This is a genomic window from Streptomyces sp. NPDC059009 (genome assembly GCF_042740175.1).
In the GTDB taxonomy this organism is placed as follows: Bacteria; Actinomycetota; Actinomycetes; order Streptomycetales; family Streptomycetaceae; genus Streptomyces.
Genome location: NZ_JBHYJB010000001.1, coordinates 271,053 through 296,069 on the forward strand (window position 1 = coordinate 271,053; position 25,017 = coordinate 296,069).

Sequence of the window (25,017 nt, forward strand, 5' to 3'; positions counted from 1 at the left end):
ATTTTTTGTGGTTGTGTTTTTTTTTTTTTTTTAAAACAAACCCCACCTTTTGCGCGGCCCCGCGGGGGGGGGGGGGCCCGCCCCCCCCCCCCCCCCCCCCCCCCCCCCGCCCCCCCCTCACAGCTGCCTACTCCCTCCCCCTCTCCTTACTTCCCCGGCGACACCACCATCGCCGACCCCCCGCCCCGCCGTGCCTTCTCCGCCGCCGCGAGCCACTTCCCGCCCGGAAGCCGCTGCACACCCGTCGCCGCCCCGATCTCCGGGTTCTGCTTGAAGGAGTGCCCGAGCTTCTCCAGCTCGGCCCTCAACGGGCTGTTCCACAGCCCCGGTTCAAGCTCCGTCTGCGCCGCGTTGCGCTGACTCGCGCGCGGCGCAGCGATCGCCTCCACCAGCGGCAGCCCGCGGTCGACAAACCCCGTCAGCGTCTGCAGGACCGTCGTGATGATGGTCGCCCCACCGGGCGACCCCAGCGCCACCACCGGCTTCTTGTGCTTGTCCAGCACGATGGTCGGCGCGATCGACGACCGCGGCCGCTTGCCGGGCCCCGGCAGGTTCGGGTCGTGCACGGCCGGGTTGGCGGGCGCGAAGGAGAAGTCGGTGAGTTCGTTGTTGAGCAGGAAGCCACGGCCGGGCACCGTGATGCCGCTGCCCCCCGTCGACTCGATGGTCAAGGTGTACGAGACGACGTTGCCCCACTTGTCGGCGGCCGTCAGATGCGTCGTGTTCTCGCCCTCGTACGTCGTCGGGGCAGCGGTCCCGCCGCCCCCGCACCCGGCTGGGTGCCGTGGGTCGCCCGGCGCCAGCGGACTGGTCAGCACCGCGTCGTCGCGGATCAGGCACGCGCGCGAGTCCGCGTACTTCTGCGTGAGCAGCTCCTTCGTCGGTACGTCCTCGAAGGCGGGGTCGCCCACCCAGCGCCCCCGGTCCGCGAAGGCGATGCGGCTCGCCTCGATGTAGCGGTGCAGATACTTCGCCTGCGTCGCCTTCGAAAGGTCGGTCCGCTCAAGGATGTTGAGGGCCTCACCGACCGACGTACCACCCGACGAGGAAGGCGCCATCGAGTAGACCCCGAGCCCGCGGTACGAGGTGCGGGTCGGCGCCTGCCGCTTCGCCTCGTACGCCTTCAAGTCCTTCAGCGACAGGTCGCCGGGGCGGGCGTTGCGGCCGGACGCCGGGTCCACGGGCGGCTTGTTCACCGTCCGTACGACGTCCCTGCCTATCCCGCCCCGATAGAGCGCACCGACACCCTTCTCCCCCAACTCCTTGTAGGTGCGCGCCAGATCAGGGTTCTTGAAGGTGGAGCCGACCACCGGGAGCTGCCCGCCCGGCAGGAACAGCTTCGCCGTGGCGGGGAAGTCCGCGAAGCGCTTCTGGTTGGTCTCGGTCTGCGCGCGGAACGTCTGGTCGACTGTGAAGCCGTCGCGGGCGAGGCGCTCGGCGGGCTTCAGCAGTGCGCCGAGGCGTCTGCTGCCCCAGGAGTCGAGCGCGGACTGCCAGGTGGCGGGCGTGCCAGGGGTGCCGACGCCCAGGCCGCTGGTGACGGCGTCCTCGAAGGGGAGCGGCTTGCCGTTCTCCAGGAAGAGGCCGGAGTCGGCGGTGAGCGGCGCGGTCTCGCGCCCGTCGAGCGTGTGGACCTTGCGGGCCTTGGCGTCGTAATAGACGAAGTAGCCGCCCCCTCCCACACCCGCCGAGTACGGCTCCGTCACACCGAGCGCGGCCGCCGTGGCGACCGCCGCGTCCACAGCGTTGCCGCCCTTCTTCAGGACCTCGATCCCCGCGGCGGAGGCATCGGCGTCGACGCTCGCGACGGCCCCGCCGTACCCGACGGCAACCGGCACCTTCTCCGGCGACGAGCCCGTTTCCGCTGAACGCGTAGACGAAGGGGGCGCGGCCGCACCGACCGACACCAATACCCCACCGACCGCCAATAGCGTCAGATTCCGTACGACAGCGTGGCGCATTCGTACCTCCAGTCAACAGGCGTCTGCGCAGCGTAACTTCGGGTTCCCACGCGCGTCAGGTCCCCCTCGAACACCGATCCCATGGCCCGCTAGCATGCGCCCCCATGACTGAAGACGTGCGCAATATCGTCCTCGGCCTGATCGCGGTCGGCCTCAGTGCCGTGCTGGGCTGGCTCGCCCGCACCTATCTGTGGAAACGAAGACTCCGCCGCAAACAGGCTTTCTTCGGCCTGCCCGACAACTCCGAATCGCTGCTCGTGGTCAACCGCGACAACGCGGGCGGACCGGAGCTCACCGTGGTGCGCCACGACGTGTCCGCGCTCCTGGAGCTCGCCGCGCTCATCAAGGACTGCGGCGCCCACGCCCAGCTCATCGCGCACGACGCCGCCCAGCAGAGCTTCGGCGAGCGCACCGAGTTCTGCGTCGGCAGCCCGGCGGCCAACCGGCGCATGGCCGCGCACATGCACTCGCTCCTGCCCGGCGTCCGCGTGAACACCGACCCGGAGCCGGGTCCGGACCGCGGCGCCTTCCAGATCGGCAGCGAGCGCTACCGCCTCGAGGGCGGCATAGCGGAGTACGTGCTCCTCGCCCGCCTCACGGCCGGACAGGGCACCGAGGCCCGCCCCGTCTTCCTCTTCTGCGGCCAGCGCGCGGTCACCAGCCAGGCCGCCACCCGCTATCTGGCCCGCCACCACGAACGCCTCTCCCGCAAGCACGGCAGCAACGCCTTCGTGCTGCTGCTGAAGGTGGTCAACTCCCAGGCGTACGGCCCGGATGTCGTCGAGCTGGTCGCGGACGTGACGCGCGCCGCCCAGACTCCGCCGCCGGTGGCCGCCAACGGCAAGGGTGCGCATCGCGCCAAGTGATGGCGCCGGTCCCTTCGGTGGAAGTGCCGCCTCCACGGCTCCCCCGGAGGTCGAAGCCCTGCCATCCCTGCGGGCGGCAGGGCTTCGACCTGTCTCCCAGCTACCCCCGGCCCGCACACCGGCCTGCGGTGCATTTTCAGTCGACCTCACAGCAGCCGGGGGCGAGCACCGCCACAAAGCTTGTCATGACCACGATGACCTCGTTTACTGCGGGCAACACCTGAGACTCACGGAGGCGCATCAGTCTCATGAGGAAGCGCATAGCCGTCCTGACGGCACTCATCCCCGCCCTGCTGAGCTCCACGGTCGGCGTCGCTGCTGCCGCGCACCCCGCGCCGCACGCCGCCCCGGCCGTGGTCACCCTGACCTATGACGCCAGCGCGGCCGGCCAGTGGGCGGGCCCGATCAAGCAGGCCGTGCAGAACTGGAACGAGGCGGTGCACAACGTACGCCTCGAACCGGCGCCCACCCCCGGCTCGGCCGACTTCGTCTACGAGGCGACCGGCGGCTGGCCGCAGGCCACGCTGGGGCCGATCTTCCCCGGTGGCAGCGGCGAGGTGCAGCTGGGCCAGCAAGCGGTGGACGAGGGCCACGACCCGACCCGGATCGCGGCGCACGAGACCGGCCACATCCTCGGGCTGCCCGACCACTACAGCGGCCCCTGCTCGGAGCTCATGTCCGGCCACGGCCCCGGCACATCCTGCAAGAACGCCAAGCCCAACGCGGCCGAGGCGGCACGGGTCGACGGCAACTACGCCGCCGGCGCCCCGATGACGCACCCGCAGCACCACCCCGTGGTGATCGACGTCTGGCCCGCCCGGGTTCCCGTCACCTCGCAGTGACCGGCTACCCACAACCAGAACTCAAAGGTCCGCGCCAAGATCCGCTCACATCGCCCCCCCGCCGCCACGACAGCAACCACTCCCAGCAATGACCCAGTCACGAGACGCAGCCAATCCATGACGAAGCTGTGAAAATCCGGGCAACAAGCAACCCAAGGGGACCTACCCCCCTCTCTCCGGGCAGATCACGTTCGCACGGAGGTACGTCCCCTTGAAGCACCACCGCTCTTCGAGCCGCCGCCCGCTGCACTCCCGGATACGCACCCGGCACGCGGTACTCGCGGGCACGGCCGCCGTGGCCGCCGCCGCCCTGACCGCCTGCTCGGGCGGCGGCTCGGCGGGGGCCGACATCGCGGACAAGGCGCAGATCTCCGTGAACCTCCAGGGCGACCAGGCCAAGGCCGGCCAGCCCGTCAAGGTCAGCGCCAAGAACGGCAAGCTGAAGAAGGTGACCGTCGCCGACGCCAAGGGCGGCAAGCTCGGGGGCAAGGTCTCCGCCGACGGCAAGACCTGGACCTCGGACCGCAAGGTCGCCCCGGGTACCGACTACAAGGTCGAGGCCGATACGGACAAGGGCCTCGCGAAGGCGTCGTTCAAGACGGCCGCCCCGGACAAGGTCAACAAGCTGACGCTCACCCCCGGCAAGGACAAGACCGTCGGCGTCGCCCAGCCGCTGTCGATCGTCTTCGACCACCCGGTCAAGAACAAGGCCGAGGTCGAGAAGCACCTCAAGGTCAGCACCTCGAACAACACCACCGGCTCCTGGGGCTGGATCAAGGACTACTCCGGCAAGGACCGCGTCGACTGGCGCCCCAAGGAGTACTGGAAGTCCGGTACGAAGGTGAAGCTGGACGCCGAGCTGAGCGGCATCGACTCGGGCGGCGACGGCGGCTGGTTCGTGCGCGACTACGACACCAACTTCACCATCGGCAAGAACCAGCTCGTCAAGGTCGACCTCGACAGCAAGCAGGCGACGCTCATGCGCGACGGGCAGACCGTGAAGACGGTGCCGATGTCGGCGGGCACCCCGGGCGGCGAGAAGGCGTCGTGGGGCGGCATCTCCGTCCTGATGGCCAAGGAGGGCACGATCAACATGCGCTCCGAGACGGTCGGCCTCGGGGACTCGTACAACAAGATGGTGGACTACTCGATGCGCCTGACCTGGTCGGGCATGTACGCGCACGCGGCCCCCTGGAACGCCTCGTACTTCGGCAACACCAACCACAGCTCGGGCTGCATCGGCATGAGCGACGCCAACGCCTCCTGGATGTACGGCCAGGTCCAGATCGGCGACCCCTTCGAGGTCACCGGCAGCGGCTCGAAGGGCGTCCCGGACCCGGGCAACGGCTACGGCGAGTGGAACATCAAGTGGGGCGACTGGCAGGCGAAGAGCGCCCTCAAGTAGCAACTATCGTTACCGGGGCGTAACTTACCGACGGGTTACCCCCGGTAAACAATCATGGTTACCGTCGAGTCACTTTGCACTTCAACGATGAGTGGGAGTGACCCGTGACACCCGTGAGACACCCGCACCGCACCGCGCGCACGACCGCCGTGGGCGGCGTCTCCGCGACCCTGATCGCGGGCGCCGCCTTCGGCCTGGCCCCCACAGCCCAGGCCGCGCCCGCCCAGAAACCCTCCACGGCAAGCTCAGCCGACGTCCGCTTCATCGACATCCCCGGCGACGGCGGCACCATCCTCAAAGCCAACGTCTTCACCCCGAAGGACGCAGCCAAGGGCGCGACAAGCACGAAGACGGGCACGAAGACGGCCACCAAGTACCCCGCCATCGTCCTCCCCACCAGCTGGGCCATGCCCCAGATCGAGTACGTCGCCCAGGCCCAGAAGCTCGCCGACTCCGGCTACGTAGTCGTGAGTTACAACTCGCGCGGCTTCTGGCAGTCGGGCGGGAAGATCGAGACCGCCGGGCCGAAGGACATCGCCGACGCCTCCAAGGTCATCGACTGGACCCTCGCGAACACCCCGGCCGACCCGCGGAAGGTCGGCATGGCGGGCGTCTCGTACGGCGCGGGCATCAGCCTCCTCGCAGCCGGACACGACAAGCGGGTCAAGACAGTTGCGGCCCTGAGCGGTTGGGGCGATCTGATCGACTCCATCTACAGCGGGCGCACCCAGCACCTCCAGGCCGCCGCCCTCCTCGATGGCGCGGGCTACCTCACCGGGCGCCCGAGCCCCGAACTCGAGCAGACCCTCAAGGACTTCCTCGGGTCGAAGCTCGACAAGGAGGACGAGATGATCGCGTGGGGCAAGAAGCGCTCCCCCGCGACCTACGTCGACCGGATCAACAAGAACGGCGCCGCCGTCATGCTGGGCAACGCATGGGGCGACACCCTCTTCAATCCCAATCAATACGCCGATTTCTACGGCAAGTTGACCGGTCCCAAGCGGCTCGAACTGCGTCCAGGTGACCACGCCACCGCCGAGGCCACCGGCCTGCTCGGGCTCCCCAACGACACCTGGACCAGCACCCGGCGCTGGTTCGACCACTACCTCAAGGGTGCGGACAACGGCATCGACCGCGAGCAGCCGGTCCAGCTCAAGTCCCGCTCCACGGGCGGATATGAGGGCTATCCGGACTGGAAGTCGGTGGGCGCCACGAAGAAGAAGATCGACCTGGGCGGCACCACCACCATCGGCGCCAACGTCGACTCGGGGGCCAACGGCGGCATCGCGATCCTCTCCAACGCCCTCGACCAGTTCCTGAAGATTCCCCCGATGGCGTCGATCCCACTGCTGCCCCGCAAGCACACCGCGGTCTGGCAGTCCGAGAGGTACGCAACCCCTCAACGCGTGCGCGGGACAACGACGTTGCACACCACGCTCACCCCCACCAAGGAGAGCGGCACCCTCGTCGCCCATCTCTACGACGTGGGCCCGCTCGGCCTTGGCAAGCTGGTCACCAACGCGCCGTACACCTTCCACGGGAAGACCCCGGGGAAGTCGTTCGGCGTGGACCTGGAGCTGTTCTCCACGGCCTACGACGTACCAGCCGGACACAAACTCGCCCTGGTCGTCGACACGGTCGACCCGCTCTACATCGAGCACAACCCGACCGGCGCACAGCTGACCTTCTCCTCGCCGAAGAACGACCCGTCATACGTGTCGATCCCCCTGCGCGAGCAGTGATCACCGGCTGCTGCCGGGCGGGCATGGCCCTACGTTGGCTACTGCTCCCCCAAGGTCTTAATGACCAGGGGGGACCCCCCTCGGCAGCAGCGTCCCTGGTTCGGCCGGGGCGACTTCCACGGCCTCGGTCTTGGGATTACGCCGCTGACGCTTGGACACCCACTGGGCGAACCACGACAGCAACATGCACATCCCGATGTAGATCGGCGAGATCACCATGACCACGGGGATGAAGGGCAAATCGTAGTCGAGGTTCGACGCGATCAGCTTCCCGGCATGGAGGAACTCCTCGTAGGTGATCAGATAGCCGAGTGACGTGTCCTTCAGGGCCACCACCAACTGGCTGATGATGGCGGGCAGCATGGCCCGCACGGCCTGCGGCACGAGGACGTGTGCCATGACCTGCGTCTTGCGCATCCCGAGCGCATACGCCGCCTCCCGCTGCCCCCGGTCGACGGAGTTGACGCCCGAGCGGAACACCTCCGCGAGCACGGAGCCGTTGTAGAGCGTCAGGCCGGCCACCAGGGCGGGCAGCGGCTGCACCTTCAGCGCCACGAAGACGAAGAAGATCATGACCAGGACGGGCATCGCGCGGAAGAACTCCACGATCAGCGTGGCCACCCAGCGCACCGGCCGGTGATCGGAGAGCCGGCCGACGGCGAGGACCGTCCCCAGGGCCAGCGAGAGGACCGCCGCGATCGCGAACGCCTTGAGCGTGTTGCCGAGCCCGCGCAGCAGCAGCTCCTGAATTCCCTTGTACTCGAAGGGAGTCCACTTGGTGGCGGTGAACTGGTCGGTGTCGAACAGGAGATAGAGGATCCAGGCCACCAGGCCGAGCACGACGATCGTGGAGAGCAGCCCGTACAGCTTGTGGCGGCGCTCCGTCTTGGGGCCGGGGATGTCGTAGAGCGCGGTGGCGCTGTGGTCGAGGGCTTTCATCGGGCGACTCCCCAGCGCTTCTCGAGGATGTTGAAGATCGCGCTGATGGCGAGGGTGATGATCAAGTACCCGACCGCGATCCAGACGAAGGTCCAGATGATGTTGTAGCCGAGCTCACTGAGCGTCTTGTACGTGCCGAGCAGCTCGGTGACGCTGAACGCGCCCGCGATCGCGGAGTTCTTGGCGAGCGCGATGAGCGTGGAGCCGACCGGCGGGATCACGGAGCGGAACGCCTGCGGCAGGATCACGTTCGTCAGGGTCTGCCCGAAGGTCATGCCGAGACTGCGCGCCGCCTCGCCCTGGCCCCGGGGCACGGTGTTGATGCCGGAGCGCAGCGCCTCGCAGATGAAGGCCGAGGTGTAGCAGCCGAGCGCGAGGACCGCGAACACCTTGAAGGGCAGCACGAGTCCGAAGCGCGGCAGGCCGAGCAGCACCGCGAAGAACAGCAGCGTCAGCGGGGTGTTGCGCAGGACCGTCACCCACGCCGTGCCGAAGACCCGGAAGGACCCGACGGGCGCCACCCGGAACGAGGCCATCAGGAAGCCGAGCACGAGCGCCAGGACCGAGGCGTACACGGTGAGCTCGACGGTGCCGACGAAGCCCTTGCCGAAGGTGGAGAAGTTGTCTGTCAGTACGTCCACGTGACGCCTCCTCAGCTCGCCGGGTAGCGGTCGATGGCGGGCGGCTGCGGCGCCGGGACGCCGGAGAGGCCGAGCGTCGCGTCGTACGCCTTCTTCCAGTCGCCGTCCTTCTCGCGGGCGGCGAGGGCGTCGTCGAGGGCGAACCGCAGGGCGTTGTCGCTCCTCGGGACCCCGATCCCGTAGGGCTCCTCGGAGAAGGGCTTGCCGACGACCTTGAGTTCGTCCGGGACCTTGGCGGCGTACCCGATGAGGATCGCGTCGTCGGTGGTGACGGCGTCCACCTGATAGGTGAGCAGGTTGTCCACACACACCGAGTACGTGTCGTACGCGACGAGGGTCGCCTTCGGGTAGTCCTTCTGGATGCGCTGGTACGGCGTCGATCCCGCCGCCGAGCACACCCTCTTCCCGTCCAGGTCCTGCGGCCCCTTGATGTCGTCCTCGTCGTGCCGCACCAGCAGCCCCTGCCCGGCCATGTAGTACGGGCCGCCGAACCCGACGAGCTTCTTGCGGTTGTCGTTGATGGTGTACGTGCCGACGTAGTAGTCGATCTGCCCGTTCTGCAGGGCCGTTTCCCGGTTCGCCGACGCGATGGTCTTGAACTGGATCCCCTTGGGGTCGAGCCCGAGCGAGGCCGACATCATCTTGGCGATCTCGATGTCGAAGCCGGAGTACTTCCCGGTGGCCGGGTCCTTCTCCCCGAGATACGGCTGGTCCTCCTTGGCACCGACGACGAAGTGCCCGCGCCGCTTGGCCTTCTTCCAGGTCCCGGACTGCGGCAGCTGGAAGTCCTGCGCCACCTGGTACTTGGGAAGCTGCTCCGGTTTGGGCCCCTTCACGGGCGGGCTGCCCGACTTGCCGCAGGAGGCGACGAGCGCGGTGAGCACCAGGGCCGCGAGGGTCCGCGCCGCACGGCGCGCAGTGGTCGTTCTCAAGAGCGGTTCACCCCCGTCAGTGCTTGAGGATCTTGGAGAGGAAGTCCCGGGCACGCTCGCTCTCCGGGGCGGTGAAGAAGTCCTCGGGGGCGCGGTCCTCGACGATGCGCCCGTCCGACATGAAGACCACGCGGTTGGCCGCGGACCGGGCGAAGCCCATCTCGTGGGTGACGACGACCATGGTCATCCCGTCATGCGCGAGCTGCTGCATGACCTCCAGGACCTCATTGATCATCTCCGGGTCGAGGGCCGAGGTCGGCTCGTCGAAGAGGAGGGCCTTGGGGTCCATGGCGAGGGCGCGGGCGATGGCCACGCGCTGCTGCTGGCCGCCGGAGAGCTGGGCCGGGAACTTCTCGGCGTGCGCGGCGAGCCCGACCCGCTCGAGGAGTTCGCGGGAGCGCTTGTCGGCCTCGTCCTTCTTGCGGCCGCGCACCTTCACCTGGGCGAGGGAGACGTTCTGGAGGACCGTCTTGTGGGCGAAGAGGTTGAAGGACTGGAAGACCATGCCCACTTCGGCGCGGAGCTTCGCGAGGGCCTTGCCCTCCTCGGGCAGCGGCTGGCCGTCCAGCTGGATGGACCCCGACTGGATCGTCTCCAGCCTGTTGATCGTCCGGCAGAGTGTTGATTTGCCCGACCCTGACGGGCCGATGACCACGACCACCTCCCCCTTGCCGACGGTGAGGTTGACGTCCTGGAGGACATGCAGCTCCCCGTAGTACTTGTTCACATCACGCAGCTCGATCAACGGATCGACGGCCATGGCACGACCTGCCCACTCTCTGCTGTGTACGTCCGCGCAAACTATCCACGCAAAAACGGGACTTATTGGACGACACGCACTTATGGGCATTAACCGTATTTGAGGCTACATAACGGGGAGGTTACTCGGCCTTACGCGACCCGGTACACGACCTGGTAGGCGACCGGGGCGGTCACACCTCGGAGGCTTCGGCGTGCACCTGGGAGAGCTCGGGCGCCCCGTGCACGGCCCAGTCGAGCCCCGCCTCGACGACCTGGATCTCCCGCCCGGAAGCAAGCCGTACGACGGGACTGCCACCCGGCCACACGTGCCAGTGGGCGCCGGGCACGGTGCGCACGATGACCGTGCCGAGGTAGAGCCCGGCGTCGTTGCCGAGCCAGGGCAGCACCTCGGGATCGTCGCGCCAGCGCGGCAGAAGCTGGTCGAGAGCGGCCAACGAGGCGGCGGAGTCGTCGAGTTCGAGCCCGGCGGCCCCCGCCTGGGAGCGCAACAGCTCACACTCGGAGAGCAGCTCGGCCACGCCGTCCGGGTCGTCCTCGAAGGCGGTGGCGAGGGCGGAGTCGGACTCGGTGTGGCGTTTGCGCCACCGGTCCAGGAAGGGGATGTTCATCGGCGACCTCTCCGTGATGCCTCTCCGGCCCAGCTACCCGTGTCATGAAATGCAACTTGGTTCAGTTCATCACGGAATCATCCAAATCCTGGGTCATGAACACGACTCTCCTGACGGAACGGCCGACAGCCGAGGCCGCCGGAGAGACGACTGGAGAGGTGAACTTCCGCACGGACCTGAGGTGTTGAGGAGGCTCCACGACACCCGGTCCCGTGCGGCAGGTGCGTCAGGGTGAGGGGATGAGGTCCCACTGCTGGTCGGAACGGTACTTCCACAGGGTCACCGGGGTGTTGTCCGCGGTGCTCGCCCCGGCGACGGTCAGGCACTGCCGCCGTGCCTGTTGACCACGCGGCGGCCCCGGCACACCCCACGCACCAGGAAGCCCGCCCGCACCCAGTCACGGGGGGGGCGTCAACGCGCCTGACCTGCGCGGACGTTCACGCTTGTGACTCACTGCCGGGACGCCGACGGCCCGAACCAAGCTCGGGTGGGTCGATCGCGACGAGTTCGATCTCGAAGCCGTCGTCGTTCTCCAGATAGGCGGCGTAGTGCTGTCCGCCACCGGCGTAGGGATGTTGCTCGGGGAACATCAGACGCCAGCCGTGCTGGGCGGCATCGGTCACCAACTTCTCGACCGCGGCGGAGTCTTCGACGTGGAAGGCCAGATGGTTCAAGCCCGGGCGGCGGCGGTCGTACTGTTCGGCGCTGAGGGCCGCAGACTGCTCGACGACCAGGTAGGTCGGCCCGAGCCGCCAGCTGCGGCCGCCGTCCCAGCTCTGGGAGAGGGCATAGCCCAGCGCTTCCAGTAACCAGCCGAGCGAGGCAAGCGCGCGGTGGAGGTCGGGCACCCACAGCTCGATGTGATGCAGCATGCCGTGCATTGGCCGGTTCATGCGGTGGCCGCCTCGGCACGCTCGACGAGGTGTCCGCGTCCGGAGCGGGCCCCGGCGCTGACGATCTCACCGATCGGGGCGCCGTTCGGGACGGTGCCGTCGCCGTTGACCATACTGAGCACGGGCGTGCCTTCCCGACCAGTGGTGCGAACACTGGCCTACTCGATGACCATCACTCGGTGACTCGATCACTCGGGAAGGTACGCCATCACTCGGGAAGGTACGCCCTGTCCCGTGGACAAGGGGGAAGCGGCTTCTCGATGTGGCTCAGGACTCCGGTCCCGTCACCGCGATCCGCCAGCCGTAGGTGAGCTCCTCGCCGTCCACGGTGGCGGCCTCGACCGTGCGTTCCTGCGGGTCGATGTCGACCTGGAGGCCGCCGCCCTCGTAGTGGGGGTAGCCGCTCTCGCCGAGCTGTCCGGTGAATTCCACGGTCTCGGAGCGCAGTGCGTGCGGCGGCTTGGCTGTCGTCGGGTCCTCGCCGACCGGGTTCGCGAAGAGGGAGACCTCGAAGCTGCGGGGCGCAGAGTTCATGACTCGACGGTAAGGGAGAGCCTGCGAACACGCCTGTCGGGCGCGGCCGTGGTGGCCTGTGGGCGTGTTCGCGTCCCGTTCACCCGCGGCTCACGCCCGACACATTGACGCGCCCCTGCCGCCTCCTTAGCTTCATGGCGCACCCGTTTACCTTCATGGCGCACCTGCCAGCACCCATCGCCACCCGTCAGCACACCCGCGCACCCCGCGTGCGCCCGTAGGAGGAGTCCGCCGTGCACCGACGCACCTGGGGAACGGCCCTCGTACTCGCCCTGTTCGCGGGCCTGTTGCCACTCGCCACCGCCGAAGCCGCAGCTGTACGAGGCGGTGCCCGCGAGGCGGCCAGACCCGGGCCGCTCCCCCTGGAGCGGCTCTTCGACAACCGGGCCGTCAGCGACGACGCCCACCCCGGCGCCGCCGACTTCGACGGCTCGGGCTCCTCGCTCTCCGCGCAGGACCTCTCCGCGGCGGGCTGGACCGCCGGGCGCACCCTGGCCGTCGACGGGGCGCGCCTGCGCATCCCGCGCACTGTCCCGGGCGCGCCCGACAACGTCCGCGCGGACGGCCAGCAGGTCCGGGTGCGCGGCCGTGGCGACGCGCTCGCCTTCCTCGTCGCGGGCACCGCGGGCGAGGCGGGCGAGGCGGGCGGCACCGGCACGGTCCGGTACGCCGACGGTGGCCGCGGCAGCTACCGCCTCATCGCCCCCGACTGGCGCTCCGGCCCCCTCGCCACCAAGGCCGTGGCGCTCCCCCACATCAACACCCCGACCGGCCAACTCACCGAGAAGGCCCGGCTGTACGTCGTCACGGTGCCCGTCTCCCGTACCCGCGAGGTCACCTCGGTCGACCTGCCCCGCGCCTCCGGTCTGCACGTCTTCGCCCTCTCGGTGCGGGCGGCCACCAAGGGGTGGACGGGGACGTGGTCCGCCTCGACCGCCGGGTACCCGGCCGTGGGGCCGTGGGCCGACCGGACCGTGCGGCTCGTCGTGCACACCAGCACCGGCGGCCCCCGCGTGCGCATCCGTCTCGACAACACCTTCGCGGGCAGCCCGGTGCGCATCGGGAGCGCCAGCGTCGCCGTGCAGGAGGCGGGCGCGGAGGCCCGGGGCGAGCCGGTGCCGCTGTCGTTCGGCGGGCGCGGCGCCACCGAGATCCCGGCGGGTGCCCAGTCCTTCAGCGATCCGCTCTCCTTCGACGTGCCCGCCGACGCGAACCTCCTCGTCAGCTTCCATCTCCCCGACACCGTCGCCGCGGCGCCCCTGCACCGCCTGGCCGTCCAGCGTTCGTACGTGAGTGAGCCCGGCGACCACGCGGCGGACGGCTCCGCCGCCTCGTTCACCTCGACGATCACCAGCTGGCCGCTGCTCACCGGCGTGGACGTGAGCGGCGGTCCGGGTTCTGTGGTGCTGCTCGGGGACTCGATCACCGACGGCGAGAAGTCGACGCAGGACGCGAACCTGCGCTGGCCGAACGTCCTGGCCAAGCGTCTGCTGGCGCAGGACGACGTGCCCCGCTACGGCGTCCTCAACCAGGGCATCTCCGCGAACCGTGTGACCTCCGACCGCTATCCCGGTGACGGGGTCTCCACCGACACCGGCGGCGTGAGCGCGCTCCACCGCCTCGACCGGGATGTGTTCGCGCAGACGTCCGCGCGTACGGTCGTCGTCTTCCAGGGCGTGAACGACGTCCGGTGGGGTGCGTCCGCCGGTCAAGTCATCGCCGGGCTGCGGGAGATCACACAGCGAGCGCATGCGCGCGGGCTGCGTGTCGTGGGCGCGACGATCACGCCGTGCGAGGGTGAATCGCTGTGCTCGGCGGCCGGCGTGGACGCGGCGCGGCAGGCCGTCAACGCGTATGTGCGGGACAGCGGTGGGGACTTCGACGCCGTGCTCGACTTCGACGCGGTGGTGCGGGATCCCGCGCATCCGGCGCGGATGCTGCCCTCGTACGACAGTGGGGATCATCTGCATCCGGGGGATGCCGGGTTGGCCGCGCTGGCGGAGTCCGTGGATCTCACGTCGCTGGTGCGGTAGCTCGGTTCACCTCCCCAGCTCCTGAGCCTGCCCAGTTCCGGTGGCCGCCCTCCCCGCCGAGCCCGTACGGTCGGTGGAATGACGCAGAGCACTGTGGACCCGGCGACGGTCACGGCCGAGATGGCCGCTCAGATCCGCATCTGGCGCGTAGATGAGGACCTCTCCTGGCGCTCCGTGGCCCAGGCCGCGACCGACCTGTGGGGCTCCGAGTGGGGCAGCAACCAGATCTACGGCCGTGACCTCTGCGTGGCGGCAGCGAAGGTGCTGGGTGAAGACCCCGACCAGGAACCCTGGAACTGACGCCTGGGGCGTGCCGCCCTGAGGGTCGCGGCGGCCGGCGGCCCGGTGGGCGCCCGGCCGCGCGCGGCCCCGATGTCCGAGAGGCGCGGCCGGGCCGGTCAGGTGAGACCGGACAGGACAGGTCAGGCCGCGTCCAGCTCGCGCAGCAGACCGATCGTGAGGGCGTCCACCGGGCGGGGAGCCGCCTCGGTTCCCTCGCTGTAGGTGTTCACCATCATCACCACCGCCGTCCCGCTCTCCCGGCTGAACGCCGCGCAGGTGCTGAATCCGCCGGTGCCGCCGTTGTGCCAGGTCATGGTCCGGCCGCTGGGCATGGGGCCCAGGTGCCAGCCGAGGCCGAGGCGCGTGTACCGGTCGACGGTGAAGCGGGGCTTCTGGGTCAGTTCGATGGCGGCGCGCAGTCGTGAACGACCTGGGTGGAGCTGGGCGTCGAGGAAGCGCACCATGTCGTCGGCGGTGCTGTACATCGAGGTGCCGGCCCCGCTGAGGACGCGGTCGTGCCAGTCGGGGACGGGCTTCTTGTCGGCGTGCCCGACGGCCTTGCGGGTTGCCATGTCCGGGCGCAGGGTCGTCGTCGTGTCCACCAGGCCGAGCGGGGCTGCCACTTGGCGCCGCAGCATCGCGTCCACGTCGTCGAAGGCCAGTGCCTGGCCGAGCAGCCCGAAGCCCAAGTTTGAGTAGGCATGGACCTTTCCAGGCTCGGTGCTCAGCTTTGTCTCGCGCAGTCCGGCGGCCAGGTCGTCCAGCGTGTAGTGCGCGTACGGGTCGAGCGGGTCCGCCTCGGCGAGCAGGTTCGGTGGGAGGGAGGGCAGGCCGGAGGTGTGGGTGGCCAGGTCGGCCAGGGTGATCCGGCGGGGTCCCTTGCGCGGGATGGGGAAGCGGGCGGGCAGGGTGAGCGGCGCGTCCAGGGGGACCGTGCCCGCGCACGCGGCGCGTGCGAGTGCCGTGGCCGTGAGGGTCTTGGTGATGGAGCCGAGCTGGAACACCGTCCTGCCGTCCGGCGCCGATCCGCCCACGGCCCTGCCCGCGCCCTGGACGTGGGTGCGTCGGCCTTGGATGACCCCGCAGATGACGCTCGGGCTGCCCGCGGCGAGCGCCTGGTCCAGGTACCTCCGCACCCGCGCGGGCAGTCCGTCGGGCTCGGCCTCGGCGGTGGCCGCTGTCGCGTTGCCCGGCAGCAGCGAGGCGCCCGTTCCCGCTGTCGCCGCCGTCGCCACGGCAAGGAACTTCCTTCGGTTCATGGGTGGCTCCCCCGTCTTTCGTCGTAACGCTGACTCGTCGATCACGACTCAGAGATTACGTCATTACGTAATCTCTGAGTCGGCCGGGGCCGTCGAACCGGCGGCAACAGCTCCCCGAGGCCCCGTCCCCCGGGGAACAATGGAGCCGTGGAGGGCGCCGAGCACCGAGCACCGAGCACCGACCGTCGTGCGCCTAGGGGAACCAGTGGCGATCAGGGGAATGCGGGGTGGATGCGGGATGTGGCAGACCGTGTCGAACGAGGATCTGCCCGCTGCGGACCAATGCCCCTTCTGGGGCGAGCTGGTGTCGCGTGAGCTGGCGCCGCTCACCCTCAACAGCGCATACGGAGCAGTCGACTTCCGCGCCTCGGCCTCGGTGCTCGACCTCGACTCCGTACGCGTGGCCGCCTTCAACAGCCCGCCCGCCTACCTGAAGCGCACCTGGGCCGACATCCGGCGGGCCGACCCGGGCACGTACCAGCTGCTCCTCGTCTCCGGCACTCCCCTCTGGATCAGCCAGCGGCGTCAGGACTCCGGGCTCGTGCTCGGCGACATGCTGCTCTTCGACGTCTCGTACCCGTTCGAGGGCGAGGTGCCGGACCGCGGGCTCAACACCCAGGTGGTCATCCTGCAGTTGCCGCGCGAGGCCGTGCCGCTGCCGTACGACAAGGTCCGCCGCCTGCTCGCCCAGCCCTTGTCGGCGCGGGGCGGGATGGGGGCGATCCTCGCCCGGTTCATCGACTCGCTCGACGCCTACGGGCCCGAGTGCGACCCGCGCGATCTGAGCCGATTAGGGGCGATGGCACTGGACTTGGCCGGCGCCTGCCTGGCCCAGCACCTCGGGGCCTACGACGACCTCCCGGCCGAGACCCGCCAACAGGCCCTGCTGGCCCGCGTCAACGCCTTCATCGACCACAACCTCGGTGAACCGGGCCTGACTCCGGCCGACATCGCCGCACACCATCACATCTCCCTGCGCTCCCTGCACCTGCTCTTCCGCCAGCAGGGCGAGACCGTGGCCGCCTCCATCCGCCGGCGCCGCCTGGAACGCTGCCACGCCGACCTCACCGACCCCCGGCTGCGGCAGCGGTCGATCGGCGCCGTCGCCGCCCGGTGGGGATACCTGCGCCCGGCGGAGTTCAGCCGGGCGTTCCGCGCCGCGTACGGCATGGCGCCGAGAGAGATCCGGCAGGCGGCGCTCCGCGGACTGCCGGTCGCCGGGCGGGCCGCACCCGACGACAAGTGACCCCTCCCCGCTCGTCCTGTCCGGTCGGTCGGTCATGGCTTGACGCAGAGCAGGCCGTCGGGGCCCGCGACCACCAGGCCGGCGGGGGTCGGCACCGGGGCGAACATGCTCGACACGGGGCGGATCGTCCAGCGGAAGCGTCCGGTGCGGGCGTCCACGCAGGCCAGGACATCGCCTGTGTCGGCGTACCCGTACAGGGCGCTGTCAGCGGCGATGGTCTTCTCGGAGCCGGCGGCGCCGCCGGAGTCCAGGACGGTCCGCCAGGCCACCGAGCCGTTGGACGCGCGTACGGCGATCAGCTCGGAGTACTCGTGGCCGAAGACCAACTCCGGTACGCGCGGGCAATGGAGCACGGATCGGCCCGGCCCTCGGCGGGCGTGCCAGAGCTTCTTGCCCGTGGCGAGGGAACACGCGTACAGGCCGGCCGCCGCCGCGTAGACGACGCCCCGCCGGACCGAGACGGGGCCCGTACCGCCGCCGGACGGCGTCTCGGTGCTCCAGCGCTTGCTGCCGCTGTACAGATCGAAGGCGGTGAGCTTCCCTTCGTCGTGGACGATCACGGTGTCGCCGCTCACGGCTGTTTCGGCGAGGGTCAGGCCGTCGGTGAGCTGTCGGTCCCAGCGCAGGGAGCCGTTCCGGAGCGACACCACGATGAGTCTGTTGCCGCCCCGTACCAGTACCGCGGTGTCATCCGTCGTGATCAAGGGGCCGGGTTTCAGGTTCGGGCCGCCGTAGTCGTGGTTCCAGAGCTGCGAACCGCCTGTGGTGACACAGCGGATGGCGTAGCCCGCGTCGTAGACCAGGTTGCCCCGCCAGACCCTTGGCGGGCTGTCGGCGCGTGGCGCGGTCCACAGGAGAGATCCGTCGCGTGCGCTGTGCACCGTCATGTCCGGCCGGCTGCCCATCACCGCGACGACGTCGCCGATCGCCACCAGCGCGAACTGGATGTGGGTCGAGCCGACCCGCTTCGACCAACGAACCGCTCCGGAGCGCGCCTTGAGGGCCCGCAGGCTGCCACTTGTGTCCCTGACATACAGCTCGGAGCCCGACAGGGAAGGGGCCGAGAGTCCGCCTTCGGCCTTCTGGTCCCATACGAGGCGCGACGAGAGGGGTACGGCGGCGGCCTTCACCGCTGCCTTGTGGCGGCGGGCGATCTCTTGGGCCCGCGCCCCTTCCTTGTCCTGCTCCGCCTGCCGCTTCTCGTCCTGCTCGCGGCTCTTGCGGCCGGTGTCCCGCAGTCCGTCGATGACGATGCCGCCCCCGACGACGGCCCCCACGGCCAGGGCGGCCCGCACGACGGTGCGTCGGCCGGGGAGGCGGCGAGGTGGTGGTGGCGGCTTGGGAGCCGCCTTGGTGGGCGACCGCTTCTCCGTACGTCCCTCCGTACGTCCCTCCGTAAGTCCCTTGTGGTCAGGGGGTGTTGATGTGCCTGCCTCGCCCGCCGGCGCGGGCTCGACGGTCGCACCGACAGTCGGCGCGTCGTGCGGTCCCGGCGCCGGGTACTCCGTCGGCCGGTGCGGGGCGGGCGCCCGTCCCACACCAGGCGCCCGGCCGGGCCCTCGCGCCGTCAGCGTCTCCGCGAGCAACGACCGCTGCCCGATGACGTCGAGCAGCGTCGCCGGGACCCAGAACCCGGTGGGCGCGCGCCCCTCGGCGGCAGCGGCACGTGCGAGGCCGTCCAGGGTGGGGCGGTCCGCCGGGTCCATGGCCAGGCAGCGGCGCAGGACGTCCGCGAACGCATCGTCCGCGATCCCCGACAGGTCCGGGTCCACGGCCAGCGGACGGGCCAGGACCACGGCGGCCGGACCCGTCCCGTAGGGGTGGCTGCCCCGGGCGGCGAACGCGAGGACCGCGCCGAGCGCGAACACGTCCGACCGGGCGTCCGCGTCCGCGCCGCGCAGCACCTCGGGGGCGATGTAGCCGGGCGTGCCGGGGATCTGGCCGGTGTGCGTGATGGCGCTGTCGTCGACCGCGCGGGCGATCCCGAAGTCGATGAGGCGGGCGCCGTCCGCGCCGAGCAGCACATTGGACGGCTTCAGGTCCCGGTGGACCAGTCCCTCTCCGTGGACGGAGCGGAGCGCGGCCACGAGGTGCCCCGCAAGGCGGCGGCACGCCGGGACGGGCAGGCTGCCGTGCTCGGCGATCGCCTCGGCGAGGGAGAGGCCGGGGATGAACTCCGTTGCCAGCCACGGGAGTTGCGCGTCGGCATCGGCGTCGAGGACGCGTGCCACGCCGGGCGCCCTGACGCGGGCGGCGGCGCGCACCTCGCGGCGGAAGCGGCGCCGGAACTCCTCGTCCTGTGCGTACGCGGGGTGGATGACCTTGAGCGCGAGGTGGCCGCCGCCTGCCTCCGCCGCCTGCGCCAGGTAGACACGGCCCATTCCGCCCTGCCCGAGACGCCCCAGGAGCCGGTAGCCGCCGACGGCTCTCGGGTCATCGCCCGTGAGATTCTCCATGTCCCCCTGCCCGTACGGAAGTCGGGCGCCCCGCACGGCCCACCGACGCCCCGGTGTGAGCACCGTAGCCGCCGAACGGGTTCCGGTGGCGGCGGGATACCCATCGGCACCGCCGCCACCGTCGCAGCACCCGGTGGCTCCCCCCTGATGGTCACCCGGAGTGGTGCCCTCCCACTGTGGTCCCTCCGGACCCGTGCGGTCATCAGCAGGGAGCGCAGACATTCTTGGCATCGCGTGCACGCGCCCGGACCTCGCTCGGGGCTGCCCCGTAGGCGTCGCGGAAGGCACGGCTGAGGTCCCCGGCGTGCCGGAACCCCCATCGCACGGCGATCTCGCCGATCGCGCACCGCGCCAGGCGGGGATCGGTCAGGTCCGCGTGGCAGTGCTCCAGGCGACGGCGACGGACGGTGGCGGCCACGGTCTCCGGCTCGTCGCGGAACAGCTGGTGCAGGGTGCGTACCGAGATGTGGTGGTGGGCCGCGATGGCCGCCGGGCGCAGCTCGGGGTCGCCGAGGTGCTGGTCGATGAAAGCGTTGATGCGGAACAGCAGAGCGGCGCGCCGGGTCTCGGGCGGCAGGCTGTCCTCCGCGCCGAGGCGCCCGGCGAGCGCCGTGGCCACCAGATCGAGCCCGATGGCTCCGAGGCGCGCCAGTTCCTGGGGACTGCTGGCACGCGCGGCGTCCTCAAGGCCCGCGAGATACGGCCCAAGGAGCGCCACGGGCCCCGAACGGGCGGGCCGCAGCGGCTCCGCGAGCAGCCGGTCCGCCCGGCCGCCCGGCAGCGGCAGGGCGGCGCGGGGCAGCCGCATCATCGTCAGCTTCGACTGCCTGCCGAGGTCATGGAACTTGCAGCTCAACGGGTACGACGAGGAGAACAGGACCATGTCACCGGCATCGAGGCACGCGACGTTTTGATGTTGCTCGAGGCGGATCGGGTTCTCCCGCGCGAGCATCAGGTAGAAGTCCTCGGGATCCTGGCGGCTGACCTGGCGTCCCGAGCGGCGCGCCCTCATCGGCGAGAACGTGAAGGTCGTCACCGGAGTCCGCGGCACCGTCACGGTCCTCGCCCAGCCGCGGAATCGCGGGGCGTGCTCGCAGCGGGTCGTCACCGGCATGACCTCGCGGTCGACCATCTCGGTCCACCAGGAGAACCTCTCCTGGTGCGGGATGCCGTCGGTGCTCACCCGCACCACGGGATCCTGGGCAGAGCTCTCGCTCACGTCGCGCATCTCGCGATCGTGGCAAGCGGACGCGGTGCTGAGAAGACGGCGTCAGGTCGACATCGTGGCGGACGCGCCCCCGGCGAGGGGCTCGCGGTGATCCACCGGCCACCGACCACCGGCCGGCTTCCGGCTTCCGGCTTCCGGCTTCCGGCTTCCGGCAACCGGTGCCCACCGCCCGGTCGACGAGCCCTAGACGTCCAGGTCCACCACAACCGGCGCATGGTCCGACGCGCCCTTGCCCTTGCGCTCCTCGCGGTCCACGTACGCGTCCGTCACCGCCTTCGCGAAGCTCTCGTTCCCGTACACGAGGTCGATGCGCATGCCCTTGTTCTTCGGGAAGCCGAGGGCGCGGTAGTCCCAGTACGTGAAGGGGTGGTCGTACTTCAGGGGGCGCGGGACGACGTCCTGGAGGCCCGCTTCGCGCAGGGACGCGAGGGCCGCGCGCTCGGCGGGGGTGACGTGCGTGGCGCCCTCGAAGACGGAGATGTCCCAGACGTCGTCGTCCGTCGGCGCGACGTTGTAGTCACCCATCACCGCGAAGGGGCGGGAGCCCGCCGCGTCCCCGGCGACCGCGGCCTTCAGGGCCTCGAACCACTGGAGCTTGTAGGCGTAGTGAGCGTGGTCCACCTCGCGGCCGTTCGGCACGTAGACCGACCAGACGCGGACCGGGCCGCACGTCGCGGAGACCGCGCGGGGCTCCTCGGCGCCGTCGTAACCGGGGTCGCCGGGGAGACCCTTGACGACGTCGTCGAGGCCGACGCGGGAGACCAGCGCCACCCCGTTCCACCGACCCGTCGCGTTCACCGCCGACTCGTAGCCGAGCTCGCGCAGCTCGTCCGCCGGGAACTGCTCCGCGGCGCACTTGGTCTCCTGGATGCACAGCACGTCCGTGCCGCTGTTCTCCAGCCAGGCCAGGAGGCGGGGGAGGCGGGCGGTGATCGAGTTCACGTTCCAAGTGGCGATGCGCATGTCTCACAACCTACCGGCCCCCACTGACAACCACCGCTCACAGGGTGGCGGACTCCCCCGGCGTCAGGCGCAGGTGCTCGGTGCCGCCCAGGGCGCCGATCTGGCTGTCGTAGATGGGGCGGGCCAGGTCGGTGAGGAGGGCGTCGTGGATGTCGTACGCGCGGGCCGGCTTGACCTCCCGTACGTAGTCGATGACCTCGGCGATCTTGTTCCAGGGGGCCATGACGGGGAGCATCAGGGTCTCCACGGCGTGGTCGGGGACGGTGAGGGCGTCGCCGGGGTGGAAGACCGCGCCGCCGTCGATCAGGTAGCCGACATTCGTGATGCGCGGGATGTCGGGGTGGATGACCGCGTGCAGCTCGCCGTGGACCTGGACGTCGAAGCCCGCGGCCTCGAAGGTGTCGCCGTGGCCGACCGTGTGGACGCGGCCGGGGAAGGCTGCCGAGATCTGGTCCGCGACGGAACGGAGGGTCCAGATCTCGGCGCCGGGGTTGGCCTCCAGGCCCGCCCGCAGCCGGTCCTCGTTGAAGTGGTCGATGTGCTCGTGCGTGACCAGGATGGCGTCGGCACCGACCGCGGCGTCCTCCTCACTGAAGGTGCCGGGGTCGATGACGAGGGTCCGCCCGTCCTTTTCGAGACGCACGCACGCGTGGGACTTCTTCGTCAGCTTCATGGGTGCAGGAGAAGTGGCCATGCCTCCATCCTGCTACTCCTGGGGCGTCGTTTCCTCGCGGATGACGGACTGAGCGATCTTGAAGGCCGCATTGGCGGCCGGGACCCCGCAGTACACGGCGGTCTGCAGGAGCACTTCCTTGATCTCGTCGGGGGTGAGGCCGTTGCGCAGGGCCGCGCGCGTGTGGAAGGCGAGCTCGTCCTGGTGGCCGCCCGCGATCAGGGCGGTGAGCGTGACGCAGCTGCGGGCGCGGCGGTCCAGGCCCGGGCGGGTCCAGATCTCGCCCCAGGCATAGCGGGTGATGAACTCCTGGAAGTCGCCGGAGAATTCGTCGGTGCCGGCGAGGGCCCGGTCCACGTGCGCGTCCCCGAGGACCTCGCGGCGGACCTTGAGGCCCGGCTCGTACGGGTCGGGGCGGCCGGAGCCCACGACCTGCTCGGGCTGTTCGAGGGGCGCGATCTCCGCGACCGGGGCGACGGGCGGGGGCGGCAGGACCGGCTTGACCGGGGGCGCCATGATCGCGTGCTGGCCGGTCGTCGGGTCGACGGCGGGCTGCCAGGCGGTGCTGAAGTGACGTACGAGAAGGTCCGTGACGGCGGCGGGCTGCTCGACCGGGGCGAGGTGCGAGGCGCCCGGCACGACGGCGAGGCGGGCATCGGGTATCCCGGCGACGAGCGTGCGGGCCTCACCGGGCCCGGTCACCTGGTCCTCGGAACCGACCAGGACGAGGGTCGGCACGCCGATCCGGCCGAGCTCGGCCCGCACATCAAAGGCCGCGAGGGCCTCGCAGGCGGCGATGTAGCAGCCGGGGTCGGTGGTCCTGACCATCTGCACGGCCCAGTCGGTGATCGCGGGCTGCGCGGCGGCGAAGCCGGGCGTGAACCAGCGCTCGGGCGAGGTGCGGGCGATCGGGTCGAGGCCGTTGCTGCGGACTATCACGCCGCGCTGGCGGAACTCGTCGGCCGAGCCGAACCGCGGCGAGGCGGAGATCAGCCCGAGCGAGGCGACGCGCTGCGGGTGGCGCAGGGCGAGCTCCGCGCCGATGGCGCCGCCCAGGGCGCAGCCCGCGTACCCGAAGCGCTGCACGCCGAGCTCGTCGAGCGTGCCGAGCAGCCGCGTGGCGAGCTCCGCGACCGACCCCGCCGGGTGCGCCGGGGCACCCCCGTGTCCGGGCAGGTCGAAGCGGAACACCCGCCACTGTTTGCTGAGCTCGGGCACCTGCCGGTCCCACATGTGCCACGTGGTGCCGAGGGAGGGCCCCAGGATCAGAACAGGGGCGTCTTCCGGGCCGTCGAAGCGGTACTGGAGGGCAGGGGTCTTCGTCTCACTCACCGTTCCACGCTAGCGGGCGGAGCTGACGCGGGAGTCAGAGGGGGCCGAAGGGGCACCTCACTGCCCCACGGCGGACGGGGCTTCCGGGTCTGCCGCGCCCTGCTCCTGGCGGGGTACGGGTGCCGGCTGCTGTGTGGGGGCGGGGGCCGCCTCGAGGAGGATCAGGGCGATGTCGTCGGCCGCCGTGGTGTGGCCGGTGTGCCGGTCCACCGCGTCCAGGACGGTGTCGAGGGCGTCCTCCAGGTCCGCTGCGGCGCAGAGGCGCGCGACCTTCCGGAGGTCGGGCATGGCGCCGGTCCGGTCGCGGGCCTCGGCCAGGCCGTCGGTGTAGAAGAGCAGCCGGTCCCCGTCCGTCAGGGGCGCCTCGTGGACGACGGGGGCGGGGCCCAGGCCGATGGGGGTGGCCGACAGGGGTGGCACCAGCAGGGTGGGGGCGCCGGTGCCCGGCACGAGCAGGGGCGGGTGGTGACCGCAGTTGACGAGGCGGACGTGGTCGGGGGCGACCTCGGCGATCAGCACGGTGATGAAGTCCTCCGGCCCCAGGTCCCCGGCGAGGCGGCCGTCCAACTCCCGTACGACGTCGAGCAGATCGGGCTGGGTGTAGGCGGCGTCGCGGAAGTGGCCGATGGCCGCGGCGGACAGATGGACGGTGGACAGGCCCTTGCCCCGTACGTCGCCGATCAGCAGCCGCAGCCCCATCGGGGTGTTCGCGAAGGCGTACAGGTCACCGCCGATGTGTGCCTGCGGGGCCGCCGAGCGGTAGCGGGCGCTGACTTCGAGGCCGGCGATACGGAAGTCGGTGGGCCGGATGATGGCGCGCTCGGCCACGGCCGCGATCCTCTTCAACTGCCGCTGGTGACGGGTGGACCGACGGGCGACCCCGGTCGCGTACGCGGAGGCGACGGCCAGGATCAGCAGCCGCACCGGGGTGTCGCCCCGGCCCAGGTCGTGCTCGGCGGCACTGACGCCCACGGCGAGCGCGAGGGTGGCGGCGGAGACGGTGGCGGTCACCCGGCCGCCCTGCTGCGCGGAGGCCACCATCGGGCAGACGAGCAGCAGTCCGATCAGGCTGGTGGCCGGGCCCATGGCCAGGTCGAGGGCGGCCAGGCCCGCACCGATGAGTGCGGTGAGCCAGAGCCAGACGGTGGACGAACCCTTGGGCATCCTCTTTCCCCTCGTTCACCTCGTTCGCCTTGTTCACCTTGTTCACCGTCGTGGCGGACTACCCACATATATCCAGGCGCTCGCGCCCGCGTCGGTACCTTTGCGCATCGGATCGCATGTGATCGCCACGGTGCCGCCTTGCGATCGGTCGGGGGTCAAGTGGCGGACAGCGGTTACACGTTGGGCATATACCCGCGACATGCAGGCAGAACGCGGGTCCAGACCCTTGTCAGGACCACCGATGTCGGCTCAAGCT

Annotated in this window: 23 protein-coding genes; 7 read left to right on the top strand and 16 right to left on the bottom strand. The window is 70.5% G+C overall.

The window, feature by feature from the left end:
• Positions 1–146: 146 nt before the first annotated feature.
• A complete protein-coding gene (gene ggt / locus ACFWYM_RS01285) occupies positions 147–1,961 on the bottom strand; it encodes a gamma-glutamyltransferase (RefSeq protein ID WP_384828602.1) in 1,815 nt (604 codons plus the stop codon).
• 104 nt (positions 1,962–2,065) lie between these two features.
• Between ggt and ACFWYM_RS01290 the strand changes: the two genes are divergently transcribed.
• From ACFWYM_RS01290 to ACFWYM_RS01305, 4 genes are all read left to right on the top strand, one after another.
• Positions 2,066–2,827: a hypothetical protein gene (locus tag ACFWYM_RS01290; RefSeq protein WP_384828604.1), complete on the top strand. Its 762-nt coding sequence runs from the start codon at positions 2,066–2,068 to the stop codon at positions 2,825–2,827.
• A gap of 248 nt (positions 2,828–3,075) precedes the next feature.
• Positions 3,076–3,669 (top strand): snapalysin family zinc-dependent metalloprotease, encoded by a 594-nt coding sequence (locus tag ACFWYM_RS01295; protein ID WP_384828605.1) that lies wholly within the window; start codon positions 3,076–3,078, stop codon positions 3,667–3,669.
• A gap of 211 nt (positions 3,670–3,880) precedes the next feature.
• Positions 3,881–5,074 carry an Ig-like domain-containing protein gene (locus ACFWYM_RS01300; RefSeq protein ID WP_384828607.1) on the top strand — a complete coding sequence of 398 codons (1,194 nt, stop codon included), beginning with the start codon at positions 3,881–3,883 and terminating at the stop codon, positions 5,072–5,074.
• Between the two features lie 113 nt (positions 5,075–5,187).
• Positions 5,188–6,816 (top strand): alpha/beta fold hydrolase, encoded by a 1,629-nt coding sequence (locus ACFWYM_RS01305; protein WP_384828829.1) that lies wholly within the window; start codon positions 5,188–5,190, stop codon positions 6,814–6,816.
• 57 nt (positions 6,817–6,873) lie between these two features.
• Here the strand turns inward: ACFWYM_RS01305 and ACFWYM_RS01310 are convergent, their stop codons facing one another.
• The 8 genes from ACFWYM_RS01310 to ACFWYM_RS01345 form a co-directional block, all read right to left on the bottom strand.
• A complete protein-coding gene (locus ACFWYM_RS01310; RefSeq protein ID WP_384828609.1) occupies positions 6,874–7,755 on the bottom strand; it encodes an amino acid ABC transporter permease in 882 nt (293 codons plus the stop codon).
• A complete protein-coding gene (locus tag ACFWYM_RS01315; RefSeq protein ID WP_384828611.1) occupies positions 7,752–8,396 on the bottom strand; it encodes an amino acid ABC transporter permease in 645 nt (214 codons plus the stop codon). The genes ACFWYM_RS01310 and ACFWYM_RS01315 overlap by 4 nt, the downstream gene beginning before the upstream one ends.
• A gap of 11 nt (positions 8,397–8,407) precedes the next feature.
• Entirely contained in the window at positions 8,408–9,328 is a 921-nt protein-coding gene (locus tag ACFWYM_RS01320; protein WP_384828613.1) for a glutamate ABC transporter substrate-binding protein, read from the bottom strand.
• 16 nt (positions 9,329–9,344) lie between these two features.
• Positions 9,345–10,088, bottom strand: coding sequence for an amino acid ABC transporter ATP-binding protein (locus ACFWYM_RS01325; RefSeq protein WP_384828616.1), 744 nt, complete (start codon positions 10,086–10,088; stop codon positions 9,345–9,347).
• 172 nt (positions 10,089–10,260) lie between these two features.
• Complete coding sequence (locus ACFWYM_RS01330) at positions 10,261–10,698, bottom strand: DUF6278 family protein (protein ID WP_384828618.1); 438 nt, start codon at positions 10,696–10,698, stop codon at positions 10,261–10,263.
• 437 nt (positions 10,699–11,135) lie between these two features.
• Complete coding sequence (locus ACFWYM_RS01335) at positions 11,136–11,570, bottom strand: VOC family protein (protein WP_384828620.1); 435 nt, start codon at positions 11,568–11,570, stop codon at positions 11,136–11,138.
• A 17-nt stretch (positions 11,571–11,587) separates the two neighbouring features.
• Positions 11,588–11,713 (bottom strand): hypothetical protein, encoded by a 126-nt coding sequence (locus tag ACFWYM_RS01340; protein ID WP_384828622.1) that lies wholly within the window; start codon positions 11,711–11,713, stop codon positions 11,588–11,590.
• A 145-nt stretch (positions 11,714–11,858) separates the two neighbouring features.
• The gene (locus ACFWYM_RS01345; protein WP_384828623.1) at positions 11,859–12,125 is read right to left on the bottom strand and encodes a hypothetical protein; all 267 of its coding nucleotides are present in this window, start codon (positions 12,123–12,125) and stop codon (positions 11,859–11,861) included.
• Between the two features lie 233 nt (positions 12,126–12,358).
• On the opposite strand from ACFWYM_RS01345, the gene ACFWYM_RS01350 reads away from it, so the two are divergent.
• Both ACFWYM_RS01350 and ACFWYM_RS01355 read left to right on the top strand, forming a co-directional pair.
• On the top strand, positions 12,359–14,158 hold the full coding sequence (locus ACFWYM_RS01350) for an SGNH/GDSL hydrolase family protein (RefSeq protein WP_384828625.1): 1,800 nt from the start codon (positions 12,359–12,361) through the stop codon (positions 14,156–14,158).
• 78 nt (positions 14,159–14,236) lie between these two features.
• Positions 14,237–14,458, top strand: coding sequence for a hypothetical protein (locus tag ACFWYM_RS01355; protein ID WP_384828627.1), 222 nt, complete (start codon positions 14,237–14,239; stop codon positions 14,456–14,458).
• Positions 14,459–14,580: 122 nt separating this feature from the next.
• Here the strand turns inward: ACFWYM_RS01355 and ACFWYM_RS01360 are convergent, their stop codons facing one another.
• Positions 14,581–15,699, bottom strand: a complete 1,119-nt coding sequence (locus tag ACFWYM_RS01360; RefSeq protein ID WP_384828629.1) for a serine hydrolase domain-containing protein — start codon at positions 15,697–15,699, stop codon at positions 14,581–14,583.
• A gap of 238 nt (positions 15,700–15,937) precedes the next feature.
• Here ACFWYM_RS01360 and ACFWYM_RS01365 point away from each other — a divergent pair, with 238 nt between their 5' ends.
• Entirely contained in the window at positions 15,938–16,945 is a 1,008-nt protein-coding gene (locus ACFWYM_RS01365; protein ID WP_384828631.1) for a helix-turn-helix domain-containing protein, read from the top strand.
• 32 nt (positions 16,946–16,977) lie between these two features.
• Here the strand turns inward: ACFWYM_RS01365 and ACFWYM_RS01370 are convergent, their stop codons facing one another.
• The 6 genes from ACFWYM_RS01370 to ACFWYM_RS01395 form a co-directional block, all read right to left on the bottom strand.
• Positions 16,978–19,401 carry a PQQ-binding-like beta-propeller repeat protein gene (locus ACFWYM_RS01370; RefSeq protein WP_384828633.1) on the bottom strand — a complete coding sequence of 808 codons (2,424 nt, stop codon included), beginning with the start codon at positions 19,399–19,401 and terminating at the stop codon, positions 16,978–16,980.
• A gap of 202 nt (positions 19,402–19,603) precedes the next feature.
• Complete coding sequence (locus ACFWYM_RS01375; RefSeq protein ID WP_384828634.1) at positions 19,604–20,629, bottom strand: helix-turn-helix domain-containing protein; 1,026 nt, start codon at positions 20,627–20,629, stop codon at positions 19,604–19,606.
• Between the two features lie 183 nt (positions 20,630–20,812).
• Positions 20,813–21,592, bottom strand: coding sequence for an exodeoxyribonuclease III (locus tag ACFWYM_RS01380; RefSeq protein ID WP_384828636.1), 780 nt, complete (start codon positions 21,590–21,592; stop codon positions 20,813–20,815).
• Positions 21,593–21,629: 37 nt separating this feature from the next.
• The gene (locus ACFWYM_RS01385) at positions 21,630–22,265 is read right to left on the bottom strand and encodes an MBL fold metallo-hydrolase (protein ID WP_384828831.1); all 636 of its coding nucleotides are present in this window, start codon (positions 22,263–22,265) and stop codon (positions 21,630–21,632) included.
• 33 nt (positions 22,266–22,298) lie between these two features.
• Positions 22,299–23,597 (bottom strand): 4-carboxymuconolactone decarboxylase, encoded by a 1,299-nt coding sequence (pcaC, locus tag ACFWYM_RS01390; RefSeq protein ID WP_384828638.1) that lies wholly within the window; start codon positions 23,595–23,597, stop codon positions 22,299–22,301.
• Between the two features lie 57 nt (positions 23,598–23,654).
• Positions 23,655–24,761, bottom strand: coding sequence for a PP2C family protein-serine/threonine phosphatase (locus ACFWYM_RS01395; protein ID WP_384828640.1), 1,107 nt, complete (start codon positions 24,759–24,761; stop codon positions 23,655–23,657).
• Positions 24,762–25,017: the final 256 nt, after the last annotated feature.